Source organism: Paracoccaceae bacterium (genome assembly GCA_019454225.1).
GTDB lineage: Bacteria > Pseudomonadota > Alphaproteobacteria > Rhodobacterales > Rhodobacteraceae.
Map to the genome: position 1 here is coordinate 1,086,455 of CP075370.1, position 24,436 is coordinate 1,110,890.

24 protein-coding genes and 1 tRNA gene are annotated in these 24,436 nt (G+C 66.1%); all 25 read left to right on the forward strand.

All coding sequences use genetic code 11. The annotated features are described in order from the left end of the window. Window positions 1-14 precede the first annotated feature (14 nt). Complete coding sequence (locus KF887_05080) at window positions 15-1,379, forward strand: acyl--CoA ligase (protein QYK42496.1); 1,365 nt, start codon at window positions 15-17, stop codon at window positions 1,377-1,379. Between the two features lie 45 nt (window positions 1,380-1,424). Next, a tRNA-Trp gene (locus KF887_05085) sits at window positions 1,425-1,500 on the forward strand. Between the two features lie 103 nt (window positions 1,501-1,603). Then, complete coding sequence (locus tag KF887_05090; protein ID QYK42497.1) at window positions 1,604-1,834, forward strand: hypothetical protein; 231 nt, start codon at window positions 1,604-1,606, stop codon at window positions 1,832-1,834. 90 nt (window positions 1,835-1,924) lie between these two features. Next, a complete protein-coding gene (gene secE, locus KF887_05095) occupies window positions 1,925-2,122 on the forward strand; it encodes a preprotein translocase subunit SecE (protein ID QYK42498.1) in 198 nt (65 codons plus the stop codon). 168 nt (window positions 2,123-2,290) lie between these two features. Continuing rightward, window positions 2,291-2,824 (forward strand): transcription termination/antitermination protein NusG, encoded by a 534-nt coding sequence (gene nusG / locus KF887_05100; GenBank protein QYK42499.1) that lies wholly within the window; start codon window positions 2,291-2,293, stop codon window positions 2,822-2,824. A gap of 111 nt (window positions 2,825-2,935) precedes the next feature. After that, window positions 2,936-3,388 carry a 50S ribosomal protein L11 gene (gene rplK, locus KF887_05105; protein QYK42500.1) on the forward strand — a complete coding sequence of 151 codons (453 nt, stop codon included), beginning with the start codon at window positions 2,936-2,938 and terminating at the stop codon, window positions 3,386-3,388. Between the two features lie 5 nt (window positions 3,389-3,393). Continuing rightward, the gene (gene rplA / locus KF887_05110; protein ID QYK42501.1) at window positions 3,394-4,092 is read left to right on the forward strand and encodes a 50S ribosomal protein L1; all 699 of its coding nucleotides are present in this window, start codon (window positions 3,394-3,396) and stop codon (window positions 4,090-4,092) included. A 276-nt stretch (window positions 4,093-4,368) separates the two neighbouring features. After that, complete coding sequence (gene rplJ / locus KF887_05115) at window positions 4,369-4,884, forward strand: 50S ribosomal protein L10 (GenBank protein ID QYK42502.1); 516 nt, start codon at window positions 4,369-4,371, stop codon at window positions 4,882-4,884. Window positions 4,885-4,950: 66 nt separating this feature from the next. Continuing rightward, window positions 4,951-5,328 (forward strand): 50S ribosomal protein L7/L12, encoded by a 378-nt coding sequence (gene rplL, locus KF887_05120; GenBank protein ID QYK42503.1) that lies wholly within the window; start codon window positions 4,951-4,953, stop codon window positions 5,326-5,328. 263 nt (window positions 5,329-5,591) lie between these two features. After that, window positions 5,592-9,725 carry a DNA-directed RNA polymerase subunit beta gene (rpoB, locus tag KF887_05125; protein QYK43443.1) on the forward strand — a complete coding sequence of 1,378 codons (4,134 nt, stop codon included), beginning with the start codon at window positions 5,592-5,594 and terminating at the stop codon, window positions 9,723-9,725. 86 nt (window positions 9,726-9,811) lie between these two features. Further along, window positions 9,812-14,056: a DNA-directed RNA polymerase subunit beta' gene (gene rpoC, locus KF887_05130; protein ID QYK42504.1), complete on the forward strand. Its 4,245-nt coding sequence runs from the start codon at window positions 9,812-9,814 to the stop codon at window positions 14,054-14,056. Window positions 14,057-14,192: 136 nt separating this feature from the next. Next, window positions 14,193-15,086, forward strand: coding sequence for a DMT family transporter (locus KF887_05135; protein ID QYK42505.1), 894 nt, complete (start codon window positions 14,193-14,195; stop codon window positions 15,084-15,086). A 257-nt stretch (window positions 15,087-15,343) separates the two neighbouring features. Then, a complete protein-coding gene (rpsL, locus tag KF887_05140) occupies window positions 15,344-15,715 on the forward strand; it encodes a 30S ribosomal protein S12 (GenBank protein QYK43444.1) in 372 nt (123 codons plus the stop codon). A gap of 11 nt (window positions 15,716-15,726) precedes the next feature. Continuing rightward, window positions 15,727-16,197 carry a 30S ribosomal protein S7 gene (gene rpsG / locus KF887_05145; GenBank protein QYK42506.1) on the forward strand — a complete coding sequence of 157 codons (471 nt, stop codon included), beginning with the start codon at window positions 15,727-15,729 and terminating at the stop codon, window positions 16,195-16,197. Between the two features lie 12 nt (window positions 16,198-16,209). After that, window positions 16,210-18,324, forward strand: coding sequence for an elongation factor G (fusA, locus tag KF887_05150; protein ID QYK42507.1), 2,115 nt, complete (start codon window positions 16,210-16,212; stop codon window positions 18,322-18,324). 88 nt (window positions 18,325-18,412) lie between these two features. Further along, window positions 18,413-19,588 (forward strand): elongation factor Tu, encoded by a 1,176-nt coding sequence (tuf, locus tag KF887_05155; GenBank protein QYK42508.1) that lies wholly within the window; start codon window positions 18,413-18,415, stop codon window positions 19,586-19,588. Between the two features lie 56 nt (window positions 19,589-19,644). After that, the gene (rpsJ, locus tag KF887_05160; protein ID QYK42509.1) at window positions 19,645-19,953 is read left to right on the forward strand and encodes a 30S ribosomal protein S10; all 309 of its coding nucleotides are present in this window, start codon (window positions 19,645-19,647) and stop codon (window positions 19,951-19,953) included. 13 nt (window positions 19,954-19,966) lie between these two features. After that, window positions 19,967-20,689 carry a 50S ribosomal protein L3 gene (gene rplC, locus KF887_05165; protein ID QYK42510.1) on the forward strand — a complete coding sequence of 241 codons (723 nt, stop codon included), beginning with the start codon at window positions 19,967-19,969 and terminating at the stop codon, window positions 20,687-20,689. After that, on the forward strand, window positions 20,686-21,306 hold the full coding sequence (gene rplD, locus KF887_05170) for a 50S ribosomal protein L4 (GenBank protein ID QYK42511.1): 621 nt from the start codon (window positions 20,686-20,688) through the stop codon (window positions 21,304-21,306). The genes rplC and rplD overlap by 4 nt, the downstream gene beginning before the upstream one ends. Continuing rightward, window positions 21,303-21,599, forward strand: a complete 297-nt coding sequence (locus KF887_05175; protein QYK42512.1) for a 50S ribosomal protein L23 — start codon at window positions 21,303-21,305, stop codon at window positions 21,597-21,599. The genes rplD and KF887_05175 overlap by 4 nt, the downstream gene beginning before the upstream one ends. Window positions 21,600-21,716: 117 nt before the next feature. Further along, window positions 21,717-22,556, forward strand: coding sequence for a 50S ribosomal protein L2 (gene rplB, locus KF887_05180; protein ID QYK42513.1), 840 nt, complete (start codon window positions 21,717-21,719; stop codon window positions 22,554-22,556). Between the two features lie 3 nt (window positions 22,557-22,559). Then, complete coding sequence (gene rpsS, locus KF887_05185; protein QYK42514.1) at window positions 22,560-22,838, forward strand: 30S ribosomal protein S19; 279 nt, start codon at window positions 22,560-22,562, stop codon at window positions 22,836-22,838. A gap of 3 nt (window positions 22,839-22,841) precedes the next feature. Next, window positions 22,842-23,222, forward strand: coding sequence for a 50S ribosomal protein L22 (gene rplV, locus KF887_05190; protein ID QYK42515.1), 381 nt, complete (start codon window positions 22,842-22,844; stop codon window positions 23,220-23,222). After that, entirely contained in the window at window positions 23,222-23,938 is a 717-nt protein-coding gene (gene rpsC, locus KF887_05195) for a 30S ribosomal protein S3 (GenBank protein ID QYK42516.1), read from the forward strand. The genes rplV and rpsC overlap by 1 nt, the downstream gene beginning before the upstream one ends. A 12-nt stretch (window positions 23,939-23,950) precedes the next feature. After that, a complete protein-coding gene (rplP, locus tag KF887_05200) occupies window positions 23,951-24,364 on the forward strand; it encodes a 50S ribosomal protein L16 (protein QYK42517.1) in 414 nt (137 codons plus the stop codon). Window positions 24,365-24,436: the final 72 nt, after the last annotated feature.

A 24,436-nucleotide genomic window follows, 5' to 3' on the forward strand; every position in this document is an offset into this window, starting at 1 on the left:
TCCTTTCGTCGTTGATGCGTCAGGCCGGGACACGGCCAGAGGCGCTTGCGCTGCTGACGGGTGACGGCCAGCGCGTCGGGTGGGCGCGGCTGTGGGCCACGGCCGAAGGCTTTGCGCGGCGGATGCGGGGCGCGGGCGCCGCGCCAGGGCAGACGGTGGCGGCATGGGTGGACAATCCGGCGGTTCAGGCCTGCATCTGGCTGGCGGCGATGCGTCTGGGCGCGCGGCCCTTGCTGGTGCCGCCTGCCGTGCTGGCGCAGACCGGGTTCCGTGCCGATCTTGCGGTCGTGCAGCCGGGCAGCGGCGGGCCTGCGCGGACGGTCGTTGCCTTCGGGCCGGACTGGTCGGCGGACCGCGACGATGGCGGCGACCTGCCGCCGGTGCCCGGGGACGAGGCCGGGCTGATCCTGGCGACATCGGGATCATCGGGTGTGCCGAAGCTGATCGGCTATGGCCCGGGCACGGCACTGGCGCGGCACCGGCTGCTGGTGCAGATGGCGGGCGCGCCGCGCGGGCCGATCATGACCTGCCTCAACATCGGGTCTGCGGCGGGGTGGCGCTATGCCTATGCGGCCTGGGCCGAGGGGCAGGCGGTGATCCTGCCTGCACCGACACCGGCGGCCACGCTGGCGCGGATCGGGGCCGAACGGGTCGACATGATGATCGCCGCACCCGCGCAACTGGCCGAACTGTGCCGGGCGGCGGGCGGTGGCGGGCCTGGCGTGCGGATGCCGATGACGGTGGGGGCGATGTGCCCGCCCGGGCTGCCGCAGCGCGTGGAACTGGTGTTCGGGGCACCGCTGACGGTGATCTACGGCACGACCGAACTGAGCACCGTGGCACTGGGGCGGCCGGGGCAGGAGGGCGACGCCCCCGGCCAGATCGGGGCGCTGGTGCCGGGGGTGGAGGTGGAGCCGCAGCCGGGCAGCGGGCGGCTGCGCATCCGCGTGCCCGAGGCGCAGCGGACCGGGGCCTATCTGAACGCGGAGGGGCCGTTCGACGATGACGGCTGGATGCTGACGGCGGATTGCGGGCACCTGGACGGGGCAGGGCGGCTGCATCTGTCGGGGCGGGCCGATCTGGCGCTGTCCTGCGGCACGGTGACGGTGCTGCCCGAGGTGATCGAGGCCGCCGCGCTGGCGGTGCCGCATGTGACGGCGGCGGCGGCCTTTGGCGTGCCGCGCGGCGACGGCTGGGATGTGCCCTGGCTGGCGCTGGTGGCGGGGCGGGAGCTGTCGCGGTCGGCGCTGGCGGCGGCGGTGGCCGCGGCGGTGCCGGGGCTGCCGGACGTGCAGGTGCTGCGCATGGCGGCGCTGCCGCTGACGGGCGCGGGCAAGCCGGACCGGGCGGCGCTGCGGCGCCTTGCGGCCGAGGCGTGACCCCTTGCGTTCCAGCACGGGCTGACGTAATCGGCGGGCAGGAATAGGGGTATAGCTCAGTTGGTAGAGCGACGGTCTCCAAAACCGTAGGTCGCGGGTTCGAGCCCTGCTGCCCCTGCCAGTCCCGAACATGGCGCGATCTTTCCCCGGGCGTGTCCCCGGAAGGGCAAGTTTTCGTCAAAGTTGCAGGCGACTCTTGGTCCTGTCCGCAAGAGGAGAGCGCCATGCCACTGTCCATCGCACGCATTCTTCGGGGTCTGAAGCCCGCCGCCCGGGAGCCCGGCGCGCCCGCGCCGGGGATCGTCGCGCGGCTGGCGGCGCTGCGCGGCCGCCGGGGGGGCGCGGCCGAGGAGGTGCCCGAGGCGGTGGCGCGGCGGCTGGCCGCGATGGCGCTGCACGAGCGCGCGCGCGAGGCCCGGCCGCCGGTGCGGCGGCTGATGCAGGGCATGGCGTGACGGCCGGGCCGCCAAGGCGCCGCCTGCCCTTGAATTCCCCCGCCCGTCCGCGTATCTGCCCCTGATCCCCGATCGCGCAGGATACCGACCATGGCCAGGACCAACCCGCTCCAGTTCCTCCAGCAGGCACGCGCCGAGGTCGGCAAGGTCGTCTGGCCGACGCGGCGCGAGGTTCTGCTGACCACGATCATGGTCTTCATCATGGCGGCGCTGACCGCCACGTTCTTCTCGCTGGTCGACCTTTCGATCCGCTGGGGCCTGAGCCTGATGCTCGGCGCCGTGGGGTGACACGCATTTCGCCTTGAACTCCGGGCGCGGGGGCGGTATCGCGACCCCCGTTCCGGCGACATCGGCGCGCAGCGATTCGGGTTGCGCGCTTTTTTCGTTCCGGTGGGCCCTGGCGGGTCCGGCAGAACATAGACCCGGCCAACCGGGGACAGAGGGGATGCGGCAGGCATGGCGAAGCGGTGGTATTCGGTGAGTGTTCTCTCGAACTTCGAGAAGAAGATCGCCGAACAGATCAGGCAGGCCGTGGTTGATGCGGGCCTTCAGGACGAGATCGAAGAGGTGCTGGTGCCCACCGAAGAGGTGATCGAGGTGCGGCGCGGCAAGAAGGTGACGAGCGAGCGGCGCTTCATGCCCGGCTATGTGCTGGTGCGCATGGAGATGAGCAACCGCGGCTATCACCTGATTTCCTCGATCAACCGGGTGACCGGGTTCCTGGGGCCGCAGGGCAAGCCGATGCCGATGCGCGACGAGGAGGTCAACGCGATCCTGAACCGCGTCGAGCAGGGCGAGGTCGCGCCGCGCAACCTGATCCGGTTCGACGTGGGCGAGAAGGTGAAGGTGACCGACGGACCCTTCGAGGGCTTCGAGGGGATGGTCGAGGACGTGGACGAGGCGCACAGCCGCCTGAAGGTGTCGGTGTCGATCTTCGGCCGTCCGACGCCGGTGGAACTGGAATTCACGCAGGTGTCGAAAGGCTTCTGAGTGGGCAACCGTGGGAGGCGAGCGCCGGGGCGACCCGGTGACGGACCGAACCACTAAACCGCGCCTGACCGCCCGACAGGGCCGGGGCGCAGTGAGAAAGGAGCGGCCATCATGGCCAAGAAGGTAATCGGAAGCCTGAAGCTGATGGTGAAGGCCCAGCAGGCCAACCCGTCGCCCCCCGTGGGCCCGGCGCTGGGCCAGCGCGGCCTGAACATCATGGCGTTCGTGAAGGAATTCAACGCCAAGACCGCCGAGATCGCGCCGGGCACCCCGACGCCGGTGGTCATCACCTACTATCAGGACAAGAGCTTCACGCTGGAGTTCAAGACGCCGCCCGCGTCCTTCCTGCTGAAGCAGGCGGCCGGCCTGCCGCCGGTCGGCAAGCGCAACCGCGCCAAGGGGTCGGCCAAGCCGGGCCGCGACGTGGCGGGAACGGTGACCGTGGCGCAGATCCGCAAGATCGCCGAGACCAAGATGAAGGACCTGAATGCCAATGACATCGAGGGGGCGATGCAGATCATCCTCGGGTCGGCCAAGTCCTGCGGCATCGAAGTGAAGGGCTGAGCATCATGACAAAAGTTGCAAAGCGTCTGAAGGCTGCCCGCGCCGTTGTCGAGGGCAAGGCGAACCTGTCGGTCGAAGAGGCCGTCAAGCTGATCAAGCAGGCCGCGACCGCGAAGTTCGACGAAACCGTCGAGATCGCGATGAACCTGGGCGTCGACCCGCGCCATGCCGACCAGATGGTGCGCGGCGTGGTCCAGTTGCCGAACGGCACGGGCAAGGTCGTGCGCGTGGCGGTGTTCGCGCGTGGCGCGAAGGCTGACGAGGCCAAGGCCGCGGGTGCCGACATCGTGGGCGCCGAGGACCTGATGGAGCGCATCCAGGGCGGGAACATCGACTTTGACCGCTGCATCGCGACGCCCGACATGATGCCGCTGGTGGGTCGCCTTGGGAAAATCCTCGGGCCGCGCAACCTGATGCCGAACCCGAAGGTCGGCACGGTGACGATGGACGTCAAGACGGCCGTGGCGAATGCCAAGGGCGGCGAGGTGCAGTTCAAGGTCGAGAAGGCCGGCGTGATCCACGCGGGCGTGGGCAAGGTCAGCTTTGACGACGAGAAACTGGCGCAGAACGTGCGCGCCTTCGTCGATGCGGTCAGCCGGGCCAAGCCTTCGGGGGCCAAGGGTGCCTATCTGAAGAAGGTGTCGCTGTCCTCGACCATGGGGCCGGGCGTGTCGGTGGACCTGTCCAGCGCGACCGCGAATTGATGTGATCCGTAGGGGTGCGCAATGAATGCGCACCCTACGGGGCGCAAGGTGAATTCCCGATGCGAAAGCAGAGGGATGGCCGGGCGGAGACGCCCGGTCCTGTCCGAGACGGCGGGTGGTGCGCAAACACCTTAATATCCAGCCTGAGATGGGGAACGAGACGGATTTCACCCCCTGGGTGGTCTTGGTTTCGGGACGCATCACGGACCCGAAGGCCCCGGAGCGATCCGGGGAAGACATGAGCCGGGGGGAAACCCCCTACCTTGGAGTGAAACTGTGGATAGAGCCCAGAAAGAAAAACTGGTCGAGGAACTCGGCCAGATCTTCGAAAGCTCTGGCGTCGTGGTGGTTGCCCACTACGCGGGTGTCACGGTCAAACAGATGCAGGATCTGCGGGCGCGCATGCGCGACGTCGGCGGTTCCGTGCGCGTTGCCAAGAACAAGCTCGCCAAGATCGCCCTCGACGGCAAACCCAGCGAGAAGATGGGTGCGCTGCTGACGGGCATGACCGTGCTGGCCTTCTCGGAAGACCCCGTCGCTGCGGCGAAGGTCTGCGAGGCCTATGCCAAGACGAACGAGAAGTTCGTCATCCTTGGCGGGGCGATGGGCAGTGCGATCCTGGATCCGGCCGGTGTGAAGGCCGTGGCTTCGATGCCGTCGCGCGAAGAGCTTATCGCTCAGGTCGTGGCTTGCATCGGTGCTCCGGCATCGAATCTGGCCGGGGCCATTGGTGCGCCTGCGTCGAACATCGCGAGCATCCTGTCGACCATCGAGGAGAAGGCTGCCGCCTGATCCCTCTCGCCCGCGCGGGTTGATCCCGCGTCGTTGGACCCCATCTAACCTGAACGGAAAGCAAAAATGGCTGATCTGAACAAACTCGCCGAAGAGATCGTGAACCTCACGCTGCTCCAGGCCCAGGAACTGAAGACGATCCTCAAGGACAAGTATGGCATCGAGCCGGCCGCCGGTGGCGCCGTCATGATGGCTGCCGCCCCGGGCGCCGCCGCTGCCCCGGCCGAGGAAGAGAAGACCGAGTTCGACGTCGTGCTGGTGGAAGCCGGCCCGAACAAGATCAACGTCATCAAGGAAGTGCGCGCCATCACCGGCCTGGGCCTGAAAGAGGCCAAGGACCTGGTGGAAGCCGGCGGCAAGGTGAAGGAACAGGCCAACAAGGCCGACGCCGAAGCCATGAAGAAGAAGCTCGAAGAGGCTGGCGCCAAGGTCGAGCTGAAGTGACCGGCGGGATGCCGCCGGCATCCTGACAGCACGAAGATGTGACCGGGTCCGGCCTTCGCCGGGCCCGGTCGTGTCCGTAGAAAGGCCCGCCTCCTGGCGGGGGGTCCGCGTGGCGGACCCTCCCCCCGGGTGCGGCAAAGGGTTCGGGAGCCGCCCGGTGGGACGGACGGCACGAATGGAACCCTGCCCCCTCTCGCAAACGGCGTGCGCCCGTGCCCCCGACGGCCGCCCGCCCGCGACAGAGACGAAAGGTGACCACGAGCATGGCGCAGTCCTACGTTGGCCAGAAGCGCATCCGCCGCTACTTCGGCAAGATCCGCGAAGTGCTGGAGATGCCGAACCTCATCGAGGTTCAGAAATCCTCATACGACCTGTTCCTGCGGTCGGGCGACGGCGACAAGCCGGCCGACGGCGAGGGGATCCAGGGCGTGTTCCAGTCGGTCTTCCCGATCAAGGATTTCAACGAGACGGCCGTTCTGGAGTTCGTGCGCTACGAGCTGGAGAAGCCCAAGTACGACGTGGACGAGTGCCAGAGCCGCGACATGACCTATGCCGCGCCGCTGAAGGTGACGCTGCGGCTGATCGTGTTCGATGTGGACGAGACCACCGGCGCGCGGTCGGTCAAGGACATCAAGGAACAGGACGTCTACATGGGCGACATGCCCCTGATGACGTCGAACGGCACGTTCATCGTGAACGGCACCGAGCGGGTGATCGTTTCGCAGATGCACCGCAGCCCCGGCGTGTTCTTCGACCATGACAAGGGCAAGACCCATTCGTCGGGCAAGCTGCTGTTCGCCTGCCGCATCATTCCCTATCGCGGGTCGTGGCTGGACTTCGAGTTCGACGCCAAGGACATCGTGTTCGCCCGGATCGACCGTCGCCGCAAGCTGCCGGTGACGACGCTGCTCTATGCGCTGGGCATGGACCAGGAAGGCATCATGGATGCCTATTACGAGACGGTCAGCTATCGCCATGTGAAGAACAAGGGCTGGGCCACGAAGTTCTTCCCCAGGCGCCTGTCGGGCACCCGCCCGTCCTATGACCTGGTGGATGCGGCGACCGGCGAGGTGATCCTGAAGGCGGGCGAGAAGGTGACGCCGAAGATGGCGAACACCTGGGCGCGCGAAGGCAACATCGCCGAGCTGCTGGTGCCCTTCGACAACATCGTGGGCAAGTATGTCGCCAAGGACATCATCAACGAGGAAACCGGCGAGATCTGGGTCGAGGCCGGCGACGAGCTGACGATGGACTACGACCGCGACGGCCAGCCCAAGGGCGGCACCGTCAAGCTGCTGCTGGATCAGGGCATCACCGACGTTCCGGTGCTGGACATCGACAACGTCAACGTCGGCCCCTACATCCGCAACACGATGGCGGTGGACAAGAACATGGGGCGGGATACCGCGCTCATGGACATCTACCGCGTGATGCGGCCGGGCGAGCCGCCCACCGTCGAGGCGGCGAGCGCGCTGTTCGACACGCTGTTCTTCGACAAGGAACGCTATGACCTGTCCGCCGTGGGCCGGGTCAAGATGAACATGCGCCTCGATCTGGGCAAGCCCGACACGCAGCGCACCCTGGACCGCGACGACATCATCGCCTGCATCAAGGCGCTGACCGAACTGCGCGACGGCAAGGGCGAGATCGACGACATCGACCACCTGGGCAACCGCCGGGTGCGGTCGGTCGGCGAGCTGATGGAAAACCAGTACCGCGTCGGCCTGCTGCGCATGGAGCGGGCGATCAAGGAGCGCATGTCGTCGGTGGAAATCGACACGATCATGCCGCAGGACCTGATCAACGCGAAACCTGCGGCGGCGGCGGTGCGTGAATTCTTCGGCTCGTCGCAGCTGTCGCAGTTCATGGACCAGACTAACCCGCTGTCGGAAGTCACGCACAAGCGCCGCCTTTCGGCGCTGGGGCCGGGCGGTCTGACCCGCGAACGCGCGGGCTTTGAAGTCCGCGACGTCCACCCGACCCACTATGGCCGGATGTGCCCGATCGAGACGCCGGAAGGCCAGAACATCGGCCTGATCAACAGCCTTGCGACCTTCGCCCGGGTGAACAAGTACGGCTTCATCGAGACCCCCTATCGCAAGGTGGTCGACGGCCAGGTGACCGATGACGTGGTCTACATGTCGGCCACCGAGGAGATGCGGCATACGGTGGCGCAGGCCAACGCCTCGCTGGATGCCGATGGCCGGTTCGTCAACGAACTGGTCAGCACCCGGAAGGGTGGCGAGTTCATGCTGAACCCGTCGGATGCCGTGGACCTGATCGACGTGTCGCCGAAGCAGCTTGTCTCTGTCGCGGCCTCGCTGATCCCGTTCCTCGAGAACGACGACGCGAACCGCGCGCTGATGGGATCGAACATGCAGCGCCAGGCGGTGCCCCTGCTGCAATCGGACGCGCCCTTCGTGGGCACCGGGATCGAGGCCGTGGTGGCGCGCGACAGCGGTGCCGCGATCATGGCGCGGCGTGCGGGCGTGATCGACCAGGTCGATGCGCAGCGTATCGTCGTGCGCGCGACCGAACTGCTGGAGCCGGGCGAGCCGGGCGTCGACATCTATCGCCTGCGCAAGTTCAAGCGATCGAACCAGTCGTCCTGCATCAACCAGCGCCCGCTGGTGAAGGTGGGCGACACGGTGGCGCGTGGCGAGGTGGTGGCCGACGGCCCCTGCACCGACATGGGCGAGCTCGCGCTTGGCCGGAACGTGGTCGTCGCCTTCATGCCGTGGAATGGCTACAACTACGAGGACTCGATCCTGATCAGCGAGCGCATCCTGAAGGATGACGTCTTCACCTCGATCCACATCGACGAATACGAGGTGGCGGCCCGCGATACCAAGCTCGGGCCGGAAGAGATCACCCGCGACATCCCGAACGTCGGCGAGGAAGCGCTGCGCAACCTCGACGAGGCCGGGATCGTCTATATCGGGGCCGAGGTTCAGCCGGGCGACATCCTTGTGGGCAAGATCACCCCCAAGGGCGAAAGCCCGATGACGCCGGAAGAAAAGCTGCTGCGCGCGATTTTCGGCGAAAAGGCCAGCGATGTGCGCGATACCTCGCTTCGCCTGCCGCCCGGGGCCTATGGCACGATCGTGGAAGTGCGGGTGTTCAACCGGCATGGCGTGGACAAGGACGAACGCGCGCTGCAGATCGAGCGCGAGGAAGTCGAGCGTCTGGCGCGCGACCGTGACGACGAGCTGGCGATCCTGGAGCGGAACATCTATTCGCGCCTGAAGTCGCTGATCATGGGCAAGGTCGCGGTCAAGGGGCCGAAGGGCGTCAAGGCCGGGTCCGAGATCAACGACGAGCTTCTGTCGACGCTGAGCCGCGGCCAGTGGTGGCAGCTTGCCCTGGGCGAGGAAGCCGAGGCCAAGGAGGTCGAGGCGCTGCACGACCAGTTCGAGGCGCAGAAGCGTGCGCTGGACCACCGGTTCGAGGACAAGGTGGAAAAGGTGCGCCGCGGCGACGACCTGCCCCCCGGCGTGATGAAGATGGTCAAGGTGTTCGTGGCGGTGAAGCGCAAGCTGCAGCCGGGCGACAAGATGGCCGGGCGCCACGGCAACAAGGGCGTGGTGTCCAAGGTCGTGCCGACCGAGGACATGCCGTTCCTGTCGGATGGCACGACCGTCGATCTGGTGCTGAACCCGCTGGGTGTGCCCTCGCGCATGAACGTCGGGCAGATCCTGGAAACCCACATGGGCTGGGCCGCGCGCGGCCTCGGCATCAAGATCGACGAGGCGCTCAAGGCCTATCGCCGGTCGGGTGACCTGACCCCGGTGCGCGAGGCGATGCGCATCGCCTATGGCGACGACACCTACGAGGCGGCCTTTGCCGACCGGGACGAGGATGATTTCCTTGAACTGGCGGGCAACGTGACCAAGGGCGTGCCGATCGCGACGCCGGTGTTCGACGGCGCGAAGGAGGCCGACGTGAACGATGCGCTGAAGCGCGCCGGGTTCGACCAGTCGGGCCAGTCGGATGTCTTTGACGGCCGCACGGGCGAGAAGTTCGCGCGCAAGGTGACGGTGGGCGTGAAGTACATGCTGAAGCTGCACCACCTTGTCGACGACAAGCTGCACGCACGTTCGACCGGTCCCTACTCGCTCGTCACCCAGCAGCCGCTGGGCGGCAAGGCGCAGTTCGGTGGCCAGCGTCTGGGGGAAATGGAGGTCTGGGCTCTGGAAGCCTACGGCGCCGCCTACACCCTTCAGGAAATGCTGACGGTGAAGTCGGACGACGTGGCGGGCCGGACCAAGGTCTACGAGTCGATCGTCAAGGGCGAGGACAACTTCGAGGCCGGCGTGCCGGAATCGTTCAACGTGCTTGTCAAGGAAGTGCGGGGCCTCGGCCTCAACATGGAACTCCTGGATGCGGAGGAGGAGTGAGGCGGAGTCGGGGCAAGCCCCGACCTACGTAGGGCGGGGCTTGCCCCGCCGCTCTTCCCCCGCAACCCTTTGATTGGGATGATGAAATGAACCAGGAACTGACCAACAACCCGTTCAACCCGGTTGCCCCCGTCAAGACCTTCGACGAGATCAAGATCTCTCTGGCCAGTCCGGAGCGGATCCTGTCGTGGTCCTATGGCGAGATCAAGAAGCCGGAGACCATCAACTACCGGACCTTCAAGCCCGAGCGTGACGGCCTGTTCTGCGCCCGCATCTTCGGGCCGATCAAGGACTACGAATGCCTGTGCGGCAAGTACAAGCGCATGAAGTATCGCGGCGTCGTCTGCGAGAAATGCGGTGTGGAAGTGACGCTGCAGAAGGTGCGGCGCGAGCGGATGGGCCATATCGAACTGGCTGCGCCCGTCGCCCACATCTGGTTCCTGAAGTCGCTGCCCAGCCGCATCGGCCTGATGCTGGACATGACGCTGCGCGATCTGGAACGCATCCTCTACTTTGAAAACTACGTCGTGATCGAGCCGGGTCTGACCGACCTGACCTATGGCCAGCTGATGACCGAGGAGGAATTCCTCGACGCGCAGGACCAGTACGGCGCCGACGCCTTCACCGCCAACATCGGCGCCGAGGCGATCCGCGAGATGCTGGCGGCCATCGACCTGCAGGCGACGGCGGACCAGCTGCGTGAGGAGCTGAAGGAGGCGACGGGCGAACTGAAGCCGAAGAAGATCATCAAGCGGCTGAAGATCGTCGAGTCCTTCCTGGAATCCGGCAACCGCCCGGAATGGATGGTGCTGACCGTCCTTCCGGTGATCCCGCCGGAACTGCGCCCGCTGGTCCCGCTGGACGGCGGCCGGTTTGCCACGTCCGACCTGAACGACCTCTACCGCCGGGTCATCAACCGGAACAACCGACTGAAGCGGCTGATCGAGCTGCGCGCGCCGGACATCATCGTCCGGAACGAAAAGCGGATGCTGCAGGAAGCGGTGGACGCCCTGTTCGACAACGGCCGTCGCGGCCGCGTCATCACCGGCACCAACAAGCGCCCGCTGAAGTCGCTGTCGGACATGCTGAAGGGCAAGCAGGGCCGGTTCCGCCAGAACCTGCTCGGCAAGCGCGTCGACTTCTCGGGCCGGTCGGTCATCGTGACCGGCCCGGAACTGAAGCTGCACCAGTGCGGCTTGCCGAAGAAGATGGCGCTCGAACTGTTCAAGCCGTTCATCTATTCGCGGCTTGAGGCCAAGGGGCTTTCCTCGACCGTCAAGCAGGCCAAGAAGCTGGTGGAAAAGGAACGTCCCGAGGTCTGGGACATCCTGGATGAAGTCATCCGGGAACACCCGGTCCTTCTGAACCGCGCGCCGACGCTGCACCGTCTGGGCATCCAGGCCTTCGAGCCGATCCTGATCGAGGGCAAGGCGATCCAGCTGCATCCGCTGGTCTGCTCGGCCTTCAACGCCGACTTCGACGGCGACCAGATGGCGGTTCACGTGCCCCTGTCGCTGGAAGCCCAGCTTGAGGCGCGCGTCCTGATGATGTCCACGAACAACGTGCTGTCGCCCGCCAACGGCGCGCCGATCATCGTGCCGTCGCAGGACATGGTCCTGGGCCTCTACTACGTCACGATGGAGCGCAAGGGCATGCCCGGCGAAGGCATGGCCTTTGCCGATATCGACGAGGTGGAGCACGCGCTGAGCCAGGGCGTGGTGCACCTGCACGCCAGGATCAAGGCGCGGATCCGCCAGATCGACGAGGAAGGCAACGAGGTCTGGAAGCGCTATGACACCACGCCGGGCCGCCTGCGGCTGGGCAATCTGCTGCCGCTGAACGCCAAGGCGCCGTTCGAACTGGTGAACCGCCTGCTGCGGAAAAAGGACGTGCAGACCGTCATCGACACCGTCTACCGCTACTGCGGCCAGAAGGAATCGGTGATCTTCTGCGACCAGATCATGACGCTGGGCTTCCGCGAGGCGTTCCGTGCCGGCATCAGCTTTGGCAAGGACGACATGCTGATCCCCGACACCAAATGGCCGATCGTGAATGCCACGCGCGACCAGGTGAAGGAATTCGAACAGCAGTACATGGAAGGCCTGATCACCCAGGGCGAGAAGTACAACAAGGTCGTGGATGCCTGGTCCAAGTGTTCGGACAAGGTGGCCGCCGAGATGATGCAGGAAATCTCTGCCGTCCGTTACGACGATGCGGGCGCCGAGAAAGAGCCCAACTCGGTCTACATGATGTCGCACTCGGGGGCGCGGGGTTCGCCCGCGCAGATGAAGCAGCTTGGCGGGATGCGCGGCCTGATGGCCAAGCCGTCGGGCGAGATCATCGAGACGCCGATCATCTCGAACTTCAAGGAAGGCCTGACCGTTCTTGAATACTTCAACTCGACCCACGGCGCCCGGAAGGGTCTGGCCGACACCGCGCTGAAGACCGCCAACTCGGGTTACCTGACGCGGCGTCTGGTGGACGTGGCACAGGACTGCATCGTGCGCAGCCATGATTGCGGCACCGAACGTGCGATCACCGCCGAGGCCGCGGTGAACGACGGCGAGGTCGTGTCATCGCTTGCCGAGCGCGTGCTGGGCCGCGTGGCGGCGGACAACATCGTGGTGCCGGGCACCGAAGAGGTGATCGTCGCGGCGGGTGAACTGATCGACGAACGGCGCGCGGATGCGATCCACGCGGCGAACGTGCAATCGGCGCGCATCCGCAGCCCGCTGACCTGCGAGGCCGAGGAAGGCGTCTGCGCCATGTGCTATGGCCGCGACCTGGCCCGCGGCACGCTGGTGAACATCGGCGAGGCGGTGGGCATCATCGCCGCGCAGTCGATCGGCGAGCCCGGCACGCAGCTGACGATGCGGACCTTCCACATCGGCGGCATCGCGCAGGGCGGCCAGCAGTCGTTCCTCGAAGCGTCGCAGGAGGGCCGGGTGGAGTTCCGCAACGGCAACCTTCTTGAGACCGCGGCGGGCGAACAGGTGGTGATGGGCCGCAACATGTCCATCGCGATCATCGACGACAACGGGCAGGAACGCGCGTCGCACAAGGTGTCCTATGGCGCCAAGGTGCACGTGAAGGACGGCCAGCAGGTGAAGCGCGGCGCCAAGCTGTTCGAATGGGACCCCTACACCCTGCCGATCATCGCCGAAAAGGGCGGCGTGGCGCGGTTCGTGGACCTGGTCTCGGGCATCTCGGTGCGCGAGGAAACCGACGAAGCCACCGGCATGACGCAGAAGATCGTGTCCGACTGGCGGTCGGCGCCGCGTGGCAACGACCTGAAGCCGGAAGTCATCATCATGGACCCGGCAACCGGTGACCCGGTGCGGGGCGATGGCGGCAACCCGATCAGCTATGCGATGTCGGTGGATGCCATCCTGTCGGTCGAGGACGGGCAGGACATCCGTCCCGGCGACGTGGTGGCGCGTATCCCGCGCGAAGGCGCCAAGACCAAGGACATCACCGGGGGTCTGCCCCGCGTGGCGGAACTGTTCGAGGCGCGGCGGCCCAAGGACCACGCGATCATTGCCGAGACCGACGGCTATGTGCGGTTCGGCAAGGACTACAAGAACAAGCGCCGCATCACCATCGAGCCGGTGGACGAGACGCTGACGCCGCAGGAATACATGATCCCCAAGGGCAAGCACATTCCCGTCCAGGAAGGCGACTTTGTCCAGAAGGGCGACTACATCATGGATGGCAACCCCGCGCCGCATGACATCCTGCGGATCATGGGGGTCGAGGCGCTGGCGAACTACATGATCGACGAGGTGCAGGACGTCTATCGCCTGCAGGGCGTGAAGATCAACGACAAGCACATCGAGGTGATCGTGCGGCAGATGCTGCAGAAGTTCGAGATCCTCGAATCCGGCGACACCACGCTGCTCAAGGGCGAGCATGTGGACAAGGCCGAGCTTGACGAAGAGAACGCCAAGTCCGAAAACCGCGGCCTGCGCCCTGCCTCGGCCGAGCCCATCCTGCTGGGCATCACCAAGGCAAGCCTGCAGACCCGCAGCTTCATCTCGGCGGCGTCCTTCCAGGAAACCACGCGGGTGCTGACCGAGGCTTCGGTCCAGGGCAAGCGGGACAAGCTGGTGGGGCTGAAGGAGAACGTGATCGTGGGCCGACTGATCCCGGCAGGGACCGGCGGGGCCACGACGCGGGTCAAGAAGATCGCGACCGACCGCGACCAGCAGGTCATCGACCTGCGCCGGTCCGAGGCAGAGGCTGCGGCCGCGCTGGCCGCGCCGATGGACGATGTGATCGACGTCGAGGGCGATTCGGGACTCGTGGACACGATCGAGAGCCGCGACCTGTAAGCCGGCCTGCCGGACGGCAGACCCAGACCCCGCCGCCCTCTCCGGGCGGCGGGGTTTTCCATGCCCGCCGCGCGCCCTTGTCCTTTGCTGCGGCAAGGGATACCGCTGCCCCGCCCATGGTGCAGCGAGGCCCGTCTTGATCCTGTCCGACAACGCGCGTGGCGTCCTGTTCATGTGCGTGGCAATGGCCGCCTTCACCGGCAACGATGCGCTGATGAAGTCCGTGACGCAGAGCCTGCCGCTGATGCAGGCCATCGCGATACGCGGCGCGATCTCGGCCGTGCTTCTGCTGGCCCTGGCCCGGGCGCTGGGGCAATGGCGCATCGCCCTGCCACGTGCGGACCGGGGGCGGATGGCGCTGCGCACCTTCGCCGAGCTTGCCTCGACCCTGACGTTCCTGTCGGCGCTGATGCACATGCCATTGGCGAACCTGTCCGCGATCATGCAGTCGCTGCCGCTGGCGGTGACGCTGGCGGCGGCGCTGTTCCTGGCCGAACCTGTCGGCTGGCGGCGCATGCTGGCCATCGGCACGGGATTTCTGGGTGTCCTGCTGATCATCCGCCCGGGGGCAGAGGGGTTCGACATCTGGTCAGTCGTGGGCGTGCTGTCGGTGCTGTTCGTGGTGGTGCGCGACCTGTCGACCCGGCGGTTTTCCACCAGTCTGCCATCGGTCACCATCGCGCTGCTTACCTCGGTGGCAGTCATGGCGATGGGGATCGTCGGAATGGGTGTCGGCGCGCTGCAAGGGCAGGGTTGGGTGGCGCCCTCGGCGGGGGAACTGGCCCAGCTTGCCGGTGCCGCGATCATGGTCGTCCTGGGATATCTGTTCATCGTCAAGACGATGCGGTCGGGTGATGTGTCGATCGTGGCGCCGTTCCGCTATACCTCGCTGATCTGGGCGATCCTGCTGGGCTGGCTGGTGTTCGGCACCCTTCCCGACGCCCTGACCTGGGCCGGGGCCGGGCTGATCGTGGCGTCGGGCCTGTTCACATTGTGGCGCGAGGCGCGTCTGAACCGGGTGCGCCGCTGACGCCGCGGCGCCGCGCAGCCCGTGTTGACAACCCCTGCGACTCCCCCTATACGCCCCGCACCTGACGGGTGCACCGCGCCCGACGGGTATCTGAACCGATGTGGTCACGATCCGGGCCCCGCGCCCCGATCCTCTGGAATTCCACCGCGTCGTCCCCGCGAATGGGGACGCATGCGGTTTTTGCGTTTGCGGACGCGCAGGCGCGTGAAGATTGCCCCCCGGGGGGCGCGAACGGGTTGAAGAAGGGCGAGAACCTGATGCCGACGATCCAACAGCTGATCCGCAAGCCGCGGGAAGCGAACGTGAGAAAGTCCAAGTCGCAGCACTTGGAATCCTGCCCGCAGAAGCGCGGCGTCTGCACGCGCGTCTATACCACGACGCCGAAGAAGCCGAACTCGGCCATGCGGAAGGTTGCAAAGGTGCGCCTGACCAATGGTTTCGAGGTCATCAGCTACATCCCCGGCGAAAAGCACAACCTGCAGGAACACTCGGTAGTCCTGATCCGCGGTGGCCGGGTCAAGGACCTTCCGGGCGTGCGTTACCACATCCTGCGCGGCGTTCTGGATACCCAGGGCGTCAAAGACCGTCGTCAGCGCCGCTCGAAATACGGCGCGAAGCGTCCGAAGTGAGGAACTGAGAAATGTCCCGTCGTCACGCCGCCGAAAAGCGCGAAATCCTGCCCGACGCCAAGTATGGCGACACGGTGCTGACCAAGTTCATGAACAACCTGATGGTGGACGGCAAGAAATCCGTCGCCGAAACCATCGTCTACGGCGCGCTGGAGCGTGTGCAGACCCGCCTGAAGCGCGAGCCTGTGCAGGCCTTCCACGAGGCGCTGGATAACGTGAAGCCCTCGGTCGAGGTGCGGTCGCGCCGGGTCGGCGGGGCCACCTACCAGGTTCCCGTCGAGGTCCGCACCGAGCGGCGCGAGGCGCTGGCGATCCGCTGGCTGATCACCGCCGCCCGCAAGCGCAACGAGAACACGATGGAAGAGCGTCTGGCCGCCGAACTGGCCGATGCCTGCAACAACCGCGGCACCGCGGTGAAGAAGCGTGAAGACACCCACAAGATGGCCGACGCGAACAAAGCGTTCAGCCATTACCGCTGGTAAAGGACCGCCGAAATGGCCCGCGAATATCCGCTCAACCTCTATCGCAACTTCGGCATCATGGCCCACATCGATGCCGGCAAGACCACGACGACCGAACGGATTCTCTACTACACCGGCAAGTCCCACAAGATCGGCGAGGTGCATGACGGCGCCGCGACGATGGACTGGATGGAGCAGGAGCAGGAGCGCGGGATCACCATCACCTCGGCGGCCACGACCACCTTCTGGGCGCGGACGCTCGACGGCGTGACCCATGGCGACAAGCACCGCTTCAACATCATCGACACCCCCGGCCACGTCGACTTCACCATCGAGGTGGAGCGTTCGCTGGCCGTGCTGGACGGCGCGATCTGCCTTCTGGACGCCAACGCGGGCGTCGAGCCGCAGACCGAGACGGTCTGGCGCCAGGCCGACCGCTACAAGGTTCCGCGCATCGTGTTCGTCAACAAGATGGACAAGATCGGTGCCGACTTCTTCAAATGCGTGCGGATGATCAAGGATCGCACCGGCGCGACGCCCTGCCCGATCGCGCTTCCGATCGGCGCCGAGGACAAGCTGGAAGGCATCATCGACCTGATCACCATGGAAGAATGGGTGTATCAGGGCGAAGACCTGGGCGCGACCTGGGTGCGCCAGCCGATCCGTGACGCGCTCAAGGCGGAAGCCGAGGAATGGCGCGGCAAGATGATCGAACTGGCCGTCGAGATGGACGATGCCGCGATGGAGGCCTATCTCGAAGGCGAGGAGCCGGACGAGGCGACCCTGCGCGCGCTGATCCGCAAGGGCTGCCTGTCGCTGACCTTCATGCCGGTGACGGCCGGTTCGGCCTTCAAGAACAAGGGCGTGCAACCGCTTCTGAACTCGGTCATCGACTTCCTGCCCTCGCCGCTGGACGTGCCGGCCTATGTCGGCTTCGCCCCGGGCGACGAGACGGAAACCCGCAACATCGAGCGTCATGCCGATGACAGCGAGCCCTTCTCGGGCCTCGCGTTCAAGATCATGAACGACCCGTTCATGGGTTCGCTGACCTTCACCCGGATCTATTCCGGCCAGATGAAGAAGGGCGACCAGCTCCTGAACTCGACCAAGGGCAAGCGCGAGCGCATCGGCCGCATGGTGATGATGCACGCCAACAAGCAGGAAGAGATCGGCGAGGCCTTCGCGGGCGACATCATCGCGCTGGCGGGCCTGAAGGACACCACCACGGGCGACACGCTCTGCGATCCGTCCAAACCGGTGGTCCTGGAAACCATGACCTTCCCCGAGCCGGTGATCGAGATCGCCGTCGAGCCCAAGTCGAAGGCCGACCAGGAAAAGATGGGCCTGGCGCTGGCGCGCCTGTCTGCCGAGGACCCGTCGTTCCGTGTCGAGACCGATATCGAGTCGGGCCAGACCATCATGAAGGGCATGGGCGAACTTCACCTTGACATCCTCGTCGACCGCATGCGTCGCGAGTTCAAGGTCGAGGCGAACATCGGTGCCCCGCAGGTGGCCTATCGCGAGACGATCAGCCGTCCGACGGAAATCGACTACACGCACAAGAAGCAGACCGGCGGCACGGGCCAGTTTGCCCGCATCAAGCTGCAGATCGACCCGGTGGAACCGGGCGTCGGCTACTCGTTCGAGTCGAAGATCGTCGGCGGTGCGGTGCCCAAGGAATACATCCCGGGTGTCGAGAAGGGCATCAAGTCGGTGATGGACTCGGGTCCGCTGGCCGGCTTCCCGGTGATCGACTTCAAGGTGGCGCTGGTCGACGGTGCCTTCCACGACGTCGACTCGTCGGTCCTGGCCTTCGAGATCGCCACCCGCGCCGCGATGCGCGAAGGGCTGAAGAAGGCCGGCGCCAAGCTGCTGGAACCGATCATGAAGGTCGAGGTCGTGACGCCCGAGGAATACACCGGCTCGATCATCGGCGACCTGACCAGCCGCCGGGGCATGGTGCAGGGCCAGGACAGCCGCGGCAACGCCAACGTCATCACCGCGATGGTGCCGCTGGCCAACATGTTCGGCTACATCAACAACCTGCGTTCGATGTCGTCGGGGCGTGCGGTGTTCACCATGCTCTTCGACCACTATGACGCGGTGCCGCAGAACATCTCGGACGAGATCCAGAAGAAATACGCTTGACCGGTGCGGCGGGGTGAGCCCCGCCCTACCGCCCCGTAGGGCGGGGTTCACCCCGCCGCCACCGACACCGAACTGAGGAGATGCCCCCATGGGTAAGGCAAAGTTTGAACGGAACAAACCGCATGTGAACATCGGGACCATTGGTCACGTTGACCATGGGAAGACGACGCTGACGGCTGCGATCACGAAGTATTTCGGCGAGTTCCGGGCCTATGACCAGATCGACGGCGCGCCGGAAGAGCGTGCGCGGGGGATCACGATCTCGACGGCGCATGTGGAATACGAGACGGATGCGCGCCACTACGCGCACGTCGACTGCCCCGGCCACGCGGACTATGTGAAGAACATGATCACCGGCGCGGCGCAGATGGACGGCGCGATCCTGGTCTGCGCGGCGTCGGACGGCCCGATGCCGCAGACGCGCGAGCACATCCTGCTGGGCCGGCAGGTGGGCATTCCCTACATGGTGGTCTATCTGAACAAGATCGACCTCGTGGATGACGAGGAACTGCTGGAACTGGTCGAGATGGAGGTGCGCGAGCTCCTGTCGTCCTACGACTATCCCGGCGACGACATCCCGATCATCAAGGGCTCGGCGCACCAGGCGATGATCGGCGAGCGCAAGGACATCGGCGAGGATTCGATCCGGGCGCTGATGAAGGCGGTGGACGACTACATCCCGACGCCGGCGCGTGCGGTGGACCAGCCGTTCCTGATGCCGATCGAGGACGTGTTCTCGATCTCGGGCCGCGGCACGGTGGTGACCGGCCGGGTGGAGCGTGGCGTGATCAACGTCGGCGACGAGGTCGAGATCGTGGGCATCCGCCCGACGAAGAAGTCGGTCTGCACCGGGGTCGAGATGTTCCGCAAGCTTCTGGACCGGGGCGAGGCGGGCGACAACATCGGCGCGCTCCTGCGCGGGATCGACCGCGAGGGCGTGGAGCGTGGCCAGGTGCTGTGCAAGCCCGGCTCGGTGAAGCCGCACACCAAGTTCGAGGCCGAGGCCTACATCCTGACCAAGGAAGAGGGCGGGCGCCACACGCCGTTCTTCGCCAACTACCGCCCGCAGTTCTACTTCCGCACGACGGACGTGACCGGGACGGTGCAGCTGCCGGAAGGCACCGAGATGGTGATGCCGGGCGACAACCTGAAGTTCGAGGTCGAACTGATCGCCCCGATCGCCATGGAGGAAAAGCTGCGCTTCGCCATCCGCGAAGGCGGCCGCACCGTCGGCGCAGGCGTCGTCTCGAAAATCATCGCGTAAGCAAGACAATGTGGGGTGGGTGAAAAACCCACCCACCCTGCCCAAGGACGAACAAGATGCAAGGTCAGACCATCCGCATCCGGCTCAAGGCGTTCGATTATCGCGTGCTGGACGCCAGCACCGCCGAAATCGTCTCGACCGCCAAGCGCACGGGTGCCACGGTGCGGGGGCCGATCCCCCTGCCGAACAAGATCGAGAAGTTCACCGTTCTGCGCGGTCCGCACATCGACAAGAAGTCGCGCGACCAGTGGGAAATCCGCACGCACAAGCGGCTTCTCGACATCGTGGACCCCACCCCGCAGACCGTGGACGCGCTGATGAAGCTCGACCTCGCCGCGGGCGTGGATGTCGAAATCAAAGTGTAAGGGGGGCAGGCCAATGCGCTCCGGCGTGATCGCAAAGAAGCTGGGCATGACCCGGCTGTTCATGGCAGACGGACGGCAGGTGCCGGTGACCGTTCTGCAACTCGACAACCTGCAGGTGGTGGCGCAGCGCACCGCCGAGCGTGACGGCTATACCGCCGTGCAGCTTGGCGCGGGCGCGGCCAAGGCCAAGCGCACCAGCGCGGGGATGCGTGGCCACTTCGCCAGGGCGAATGTGGAACCCAAGCGCAAGATCGCGGAGTTCCGCGTGACGCCCGACTGCCTGATCGACGTGGGCGCGGAAATCACCGCCGACCACTATCTCGCGGGCCAGTTCGTGGATATCGCGGGCACCTCGATCGGCAAGGGCTTTGCCGGTGCGATGAAGCGGCACAACTTCGGCGGCCTGCGGGCCAGCCACGGCGTGTCGATCAGCCACCGGTCGCACGGGTCCACGGGCCAGTGCCAGGACCCCGGCAAGGTGTTCCGCGGCAAGAAGATGGCCGGCCACCTGGGCGCCGTGCGCGTCACCACCCAGAACCTCGAGGTCGTGCGCACCGATGCGGAGCGCGGGATCATCATGGTCAAGGGCGCGGTGCCGGGCTCCAAGGGCGGCTGGGTCACGATCAAGGACGCGGTGAAGAAACCCGCCCATGCGGAAGCGCCGAAACCGGCCGCGGTCCGTGCGGCGGCGTCTGCTCCGGTCGCGGAAGTCGCGGCCGATGGGGGTGAGGCATGAAACTCGATGTGATCAAGCTTGACGGCGGCAAGGCCGGCGAGATCGAGCTGGACGAGGCGCTGTTCGGCCTTGAGCCGCGCGCCGATGTCCTGCACCGCGTGGTGCGCTGGCAGCGGGCCAAGGCCCAGGCCGGCACCCATTCGGTGCTGGGCAAGTCGGACGTCAGCTATTCGACCAAGAAGATCTACCGCCAGAAGGGCACCGGCGGCGCACGCCACGGGTCCAAGAAGGCGCCGATCTTCCGGCACGGCGGCGTCTACAAGGGGCCGACGCCCCGCAGCCACGAGCACGACCTGCCCAAGAAGTTCCGCGCGCTCGGCCTGCGCCACGCCCTGTCTGCCAAGGCCAAGGCGGGCGAGCTGGTGATCCTTGAAGCCGCCGCGATGGACGCGCCCAAGACCTCGGCCCTGGCCAAGGTTGCCAAGGACCTGGGCTGGAAGCGCGTGCTGGTGATCGACGGCGCGACGGTCGACGCGAATTTCGCGCTGGCCGCGCGCAACCTCGAAACCGTGGACGTGCTGCCCTCGATCGGGGCCAACGTCTATGACATCCTGCGCCGTGATCAGCTCGTGATCACCCGCGCCGGGGTCGAAGCGCTGGAGGCGCGCCTGAAATGACCGCGAAACCGGAACATTACGACCTGATCAAGAAGCCGGTCATCACCGAAAAGGCCACCATGGCGTCCGAGTCGGGCGCGGTGGTGTTCCAGGTGGCGATGGACGCCTCGAAGCCGCAGATCAAGGAAGCGGTCGAGGCGGTGTTCGGCGTCAAGGTGAAGGCCGTGAACACGACCATCTCGAAGGGCAAGGTCAAGCGTTTCCGCGGTCGCCCCGGCGAACGGTCCGACCGCAAGAAGGCCTATGTGACGCTCGAGGAAGGCAACACGATCGACGTGTCCACTGGCCTCTGAGATGGCCCTCTGATAGAAGGCCGCGAATCCAGGGCGGCCCCGGGCGACCGGGGCCGATGACTTTTTGAAGGGCAACCCGGGCCGCAAGGCCCGCCAAGCAGACGGAAGACAGAAAGCATGGCACTCAAGTCGTACAAACCGACGACGCCTGGCCAGCGCGGGCTGGTTCTGATCGACCGTTCGGAGCTGTGGAAAGGCCGCCCCGTCAAGGCTCTCACCGAGGGTCTGATCAAGACGGGCGGACGGAACAACACCGGGCGCGTCACGATGTGGCACAAGGGCGGCGGGGCCAAGCGGCTCTACCGCGTTGTGGATTTCCGCCGGAACAAGTTCGACATGGCGGCGGTCGTCGAGCGCATCGAATACGATCCGAACCGCACCGCGTTCATCGCGCTGATCAAGTACGAGGATGGCGAGCTTGCCTATATCCTCGCGCCGCAGCGTCTGGCCGTGGGCGACAGCGTGATCGCCGGCGCCAAGACCGACGTGAAGCCCGGCAACGCGATGCCGTTCTCGGGCATGCCGATCGGCACGATCGTCCACAACGTCGAGATGAAGCCCGGCAAGGGCGGCCAGATCGCCCGCGCGGCGGGCACCTATGCCCAGTTCGTCGGCCGTGACGGCGGCTATGCGCAGATCCGGCTGTCGTCGGGCGAACTGCGGATGGTGCGCCAGGAATGCATGGCGACCATCGGCGCGGTGTCGAACCCCGACAACTCGAACCAGAACCTCGGCAAGGCGGGTCGCCGCCGGCACATGGGCATCCGCCCGACGGTGCGCGGCGTCGCGATGAACCCGATCGACCACCCCCACGGCGGCGGCGAAGGCCGCACCTCGGGCGGCCGTCACCCGGTCACCCCGTGGGGCAAGGGCACCAAGGGCAACAAGACCCGCAAGAACAAGGCGTCGGACAATCTGATCGTCCGCTCGCGGCACGCCAAGAAGAAGGGGCGCTGATCCATGGCACGTTCTATCTGGAAAGGCCCCTTCGTCGACGGCTACGTCCTGAAGAAGGCCGAGAAGGCGCGCGAGGGCGGCCGGAACGAGGTGATCAAGATCTGGTCGCGCCGGTCCACCATCCTGCCGCAGTTCGTCGGCCTGACCTTCGCGGTCTACAACGGCAAGAAGCATATCCCCGTGGCGGTGACCGAGGACATGATCGGTCAGAAGTTCGGTGAGTATTCGCCGACACGCACCTACTACGGCCATGCCGCCGACAAGAAAGCGAAAAGGAAGTAAGCCATGGGCAAGGACAAGAATCCCCGCCGCGTGGCGGACAACGAGGCGATGGCCAAGACGCGGATGCTGAAGACCAGCCCGCAGAAGCTGAACCTCGTCGCGGCGCTGATCCGCGGCAAGAAGGTCGACAAGGCGATGGCCGACCTCACCTTCTCGAAGAAGCGGATCGCGCACGACGTGCTGAAATGCCTTCAGTCGGCCGTGGCCAATGCCGAGAACAACCATGGTCTCGACGTTGACGAGCTGGTGGTGGCAGAGGCCTGGTGCGGCAAGAACATCACGCTCAAGCGGGGCCGCCCGCGGGCGCGCGGCCGCTTCGGCAAGATCATGAAACCGTTCAGCGAAATCACCATCAAGGTGCGTCAGAAAGCGGAGACCGCGTAATGGGACAGAAGGTCAACCCCATCGGGATGCGCCTGCAGGTCAACCGCACCTGGGACAGCCGCTGGTTCGCCGACAGCAAGGACTACGGCAACCTGCTTCTGGAAGATCTCCGCATGCGCGAGTTCATCCACAAGGAAGCCAAGCAGGCCGGCGTGTCGAAGGTGATCATCGAGCGGCCGCACAAGAAGTGCCGCGTGACGATCCATGCCGCCCGTCCGGGTGTCATCATCGGCAAGAAGGGCGCCGACATCGAAGGGCTCCGCAAGAAGCTGACGGCCTTCACCAAGTCGGAACTGCACCTGAACATCGTCGAGATTCGCAAGCCCGAGCTTGACGCGCAGCTTGTCGCCGAAAGCATCGCCCAGCAGATGGAGCGCCGGGTGTCCTTCCGCCGCGCCATGAAGCGCGGCGTGCAGAACGCGATGCGCATGGGTGCCCTCGGCATCCGGGTGAACGTGTCGGGCCGCCTTGGCGGTGCCGAGATCGCGCGCACCGAATGGTATCGGGAAGGCCGCGTGCCTCTGCACACCCTGCGCGCCGACATCGACTATGCGCTGGACGAGGCGGAAACGCCCTACGGCATCATCGGCGTCAAGGTCTGGATCTTCAAGGGCGAGATCCTTGAGCATGATCCGCAGGCCCACGACCGCCGCCTGTCCGAAGCCCAGGATGGCCCCGCTCCGCGCGGTGCCCGCCGCGACCGCGAACGCGCGTAACGGAGAGAGAAGATGCTGCAACCCAAACGGACCAAGTTCCGCAAACAGCACAAGGGCCGCATCCACGGCGAGGCGAAGGGCGGCTTCATGCTGAACTTCGGCACCTTCGGCCTGAAGGCGACCGAGCCCGAGCGTGTGACCGCGCGGCAGATCGAGGCGGCCCGCCGCGCGATCACCCGCCACATGAAGCGCCAGGGCCGCGTCTGGATCCGGGTGTTCCCGGATGTCCCGGTCTCGTCCAAACCCACCGAGGTGCGGATGGGCAAGGGCAAGGGCTCGGTCGACTACTGGGCGGCCAAGGTGAAACCGGGCCGCATCATGTTCGAGATCGACGGCGTCGCCGAACCGATCGCGCGCGAGGCGCTGCGCCTGGGTGCGATGAAGCTTCCGGTGACCACGCGCGTCGTGCAGCGCGAAGACTGGTAAGAAGGACTTTCAGTTCTCTGTCTATTACAGCGTGCCGCCCCGCCGGACCTTCCGGCGGGGCGGCTGCGTTTG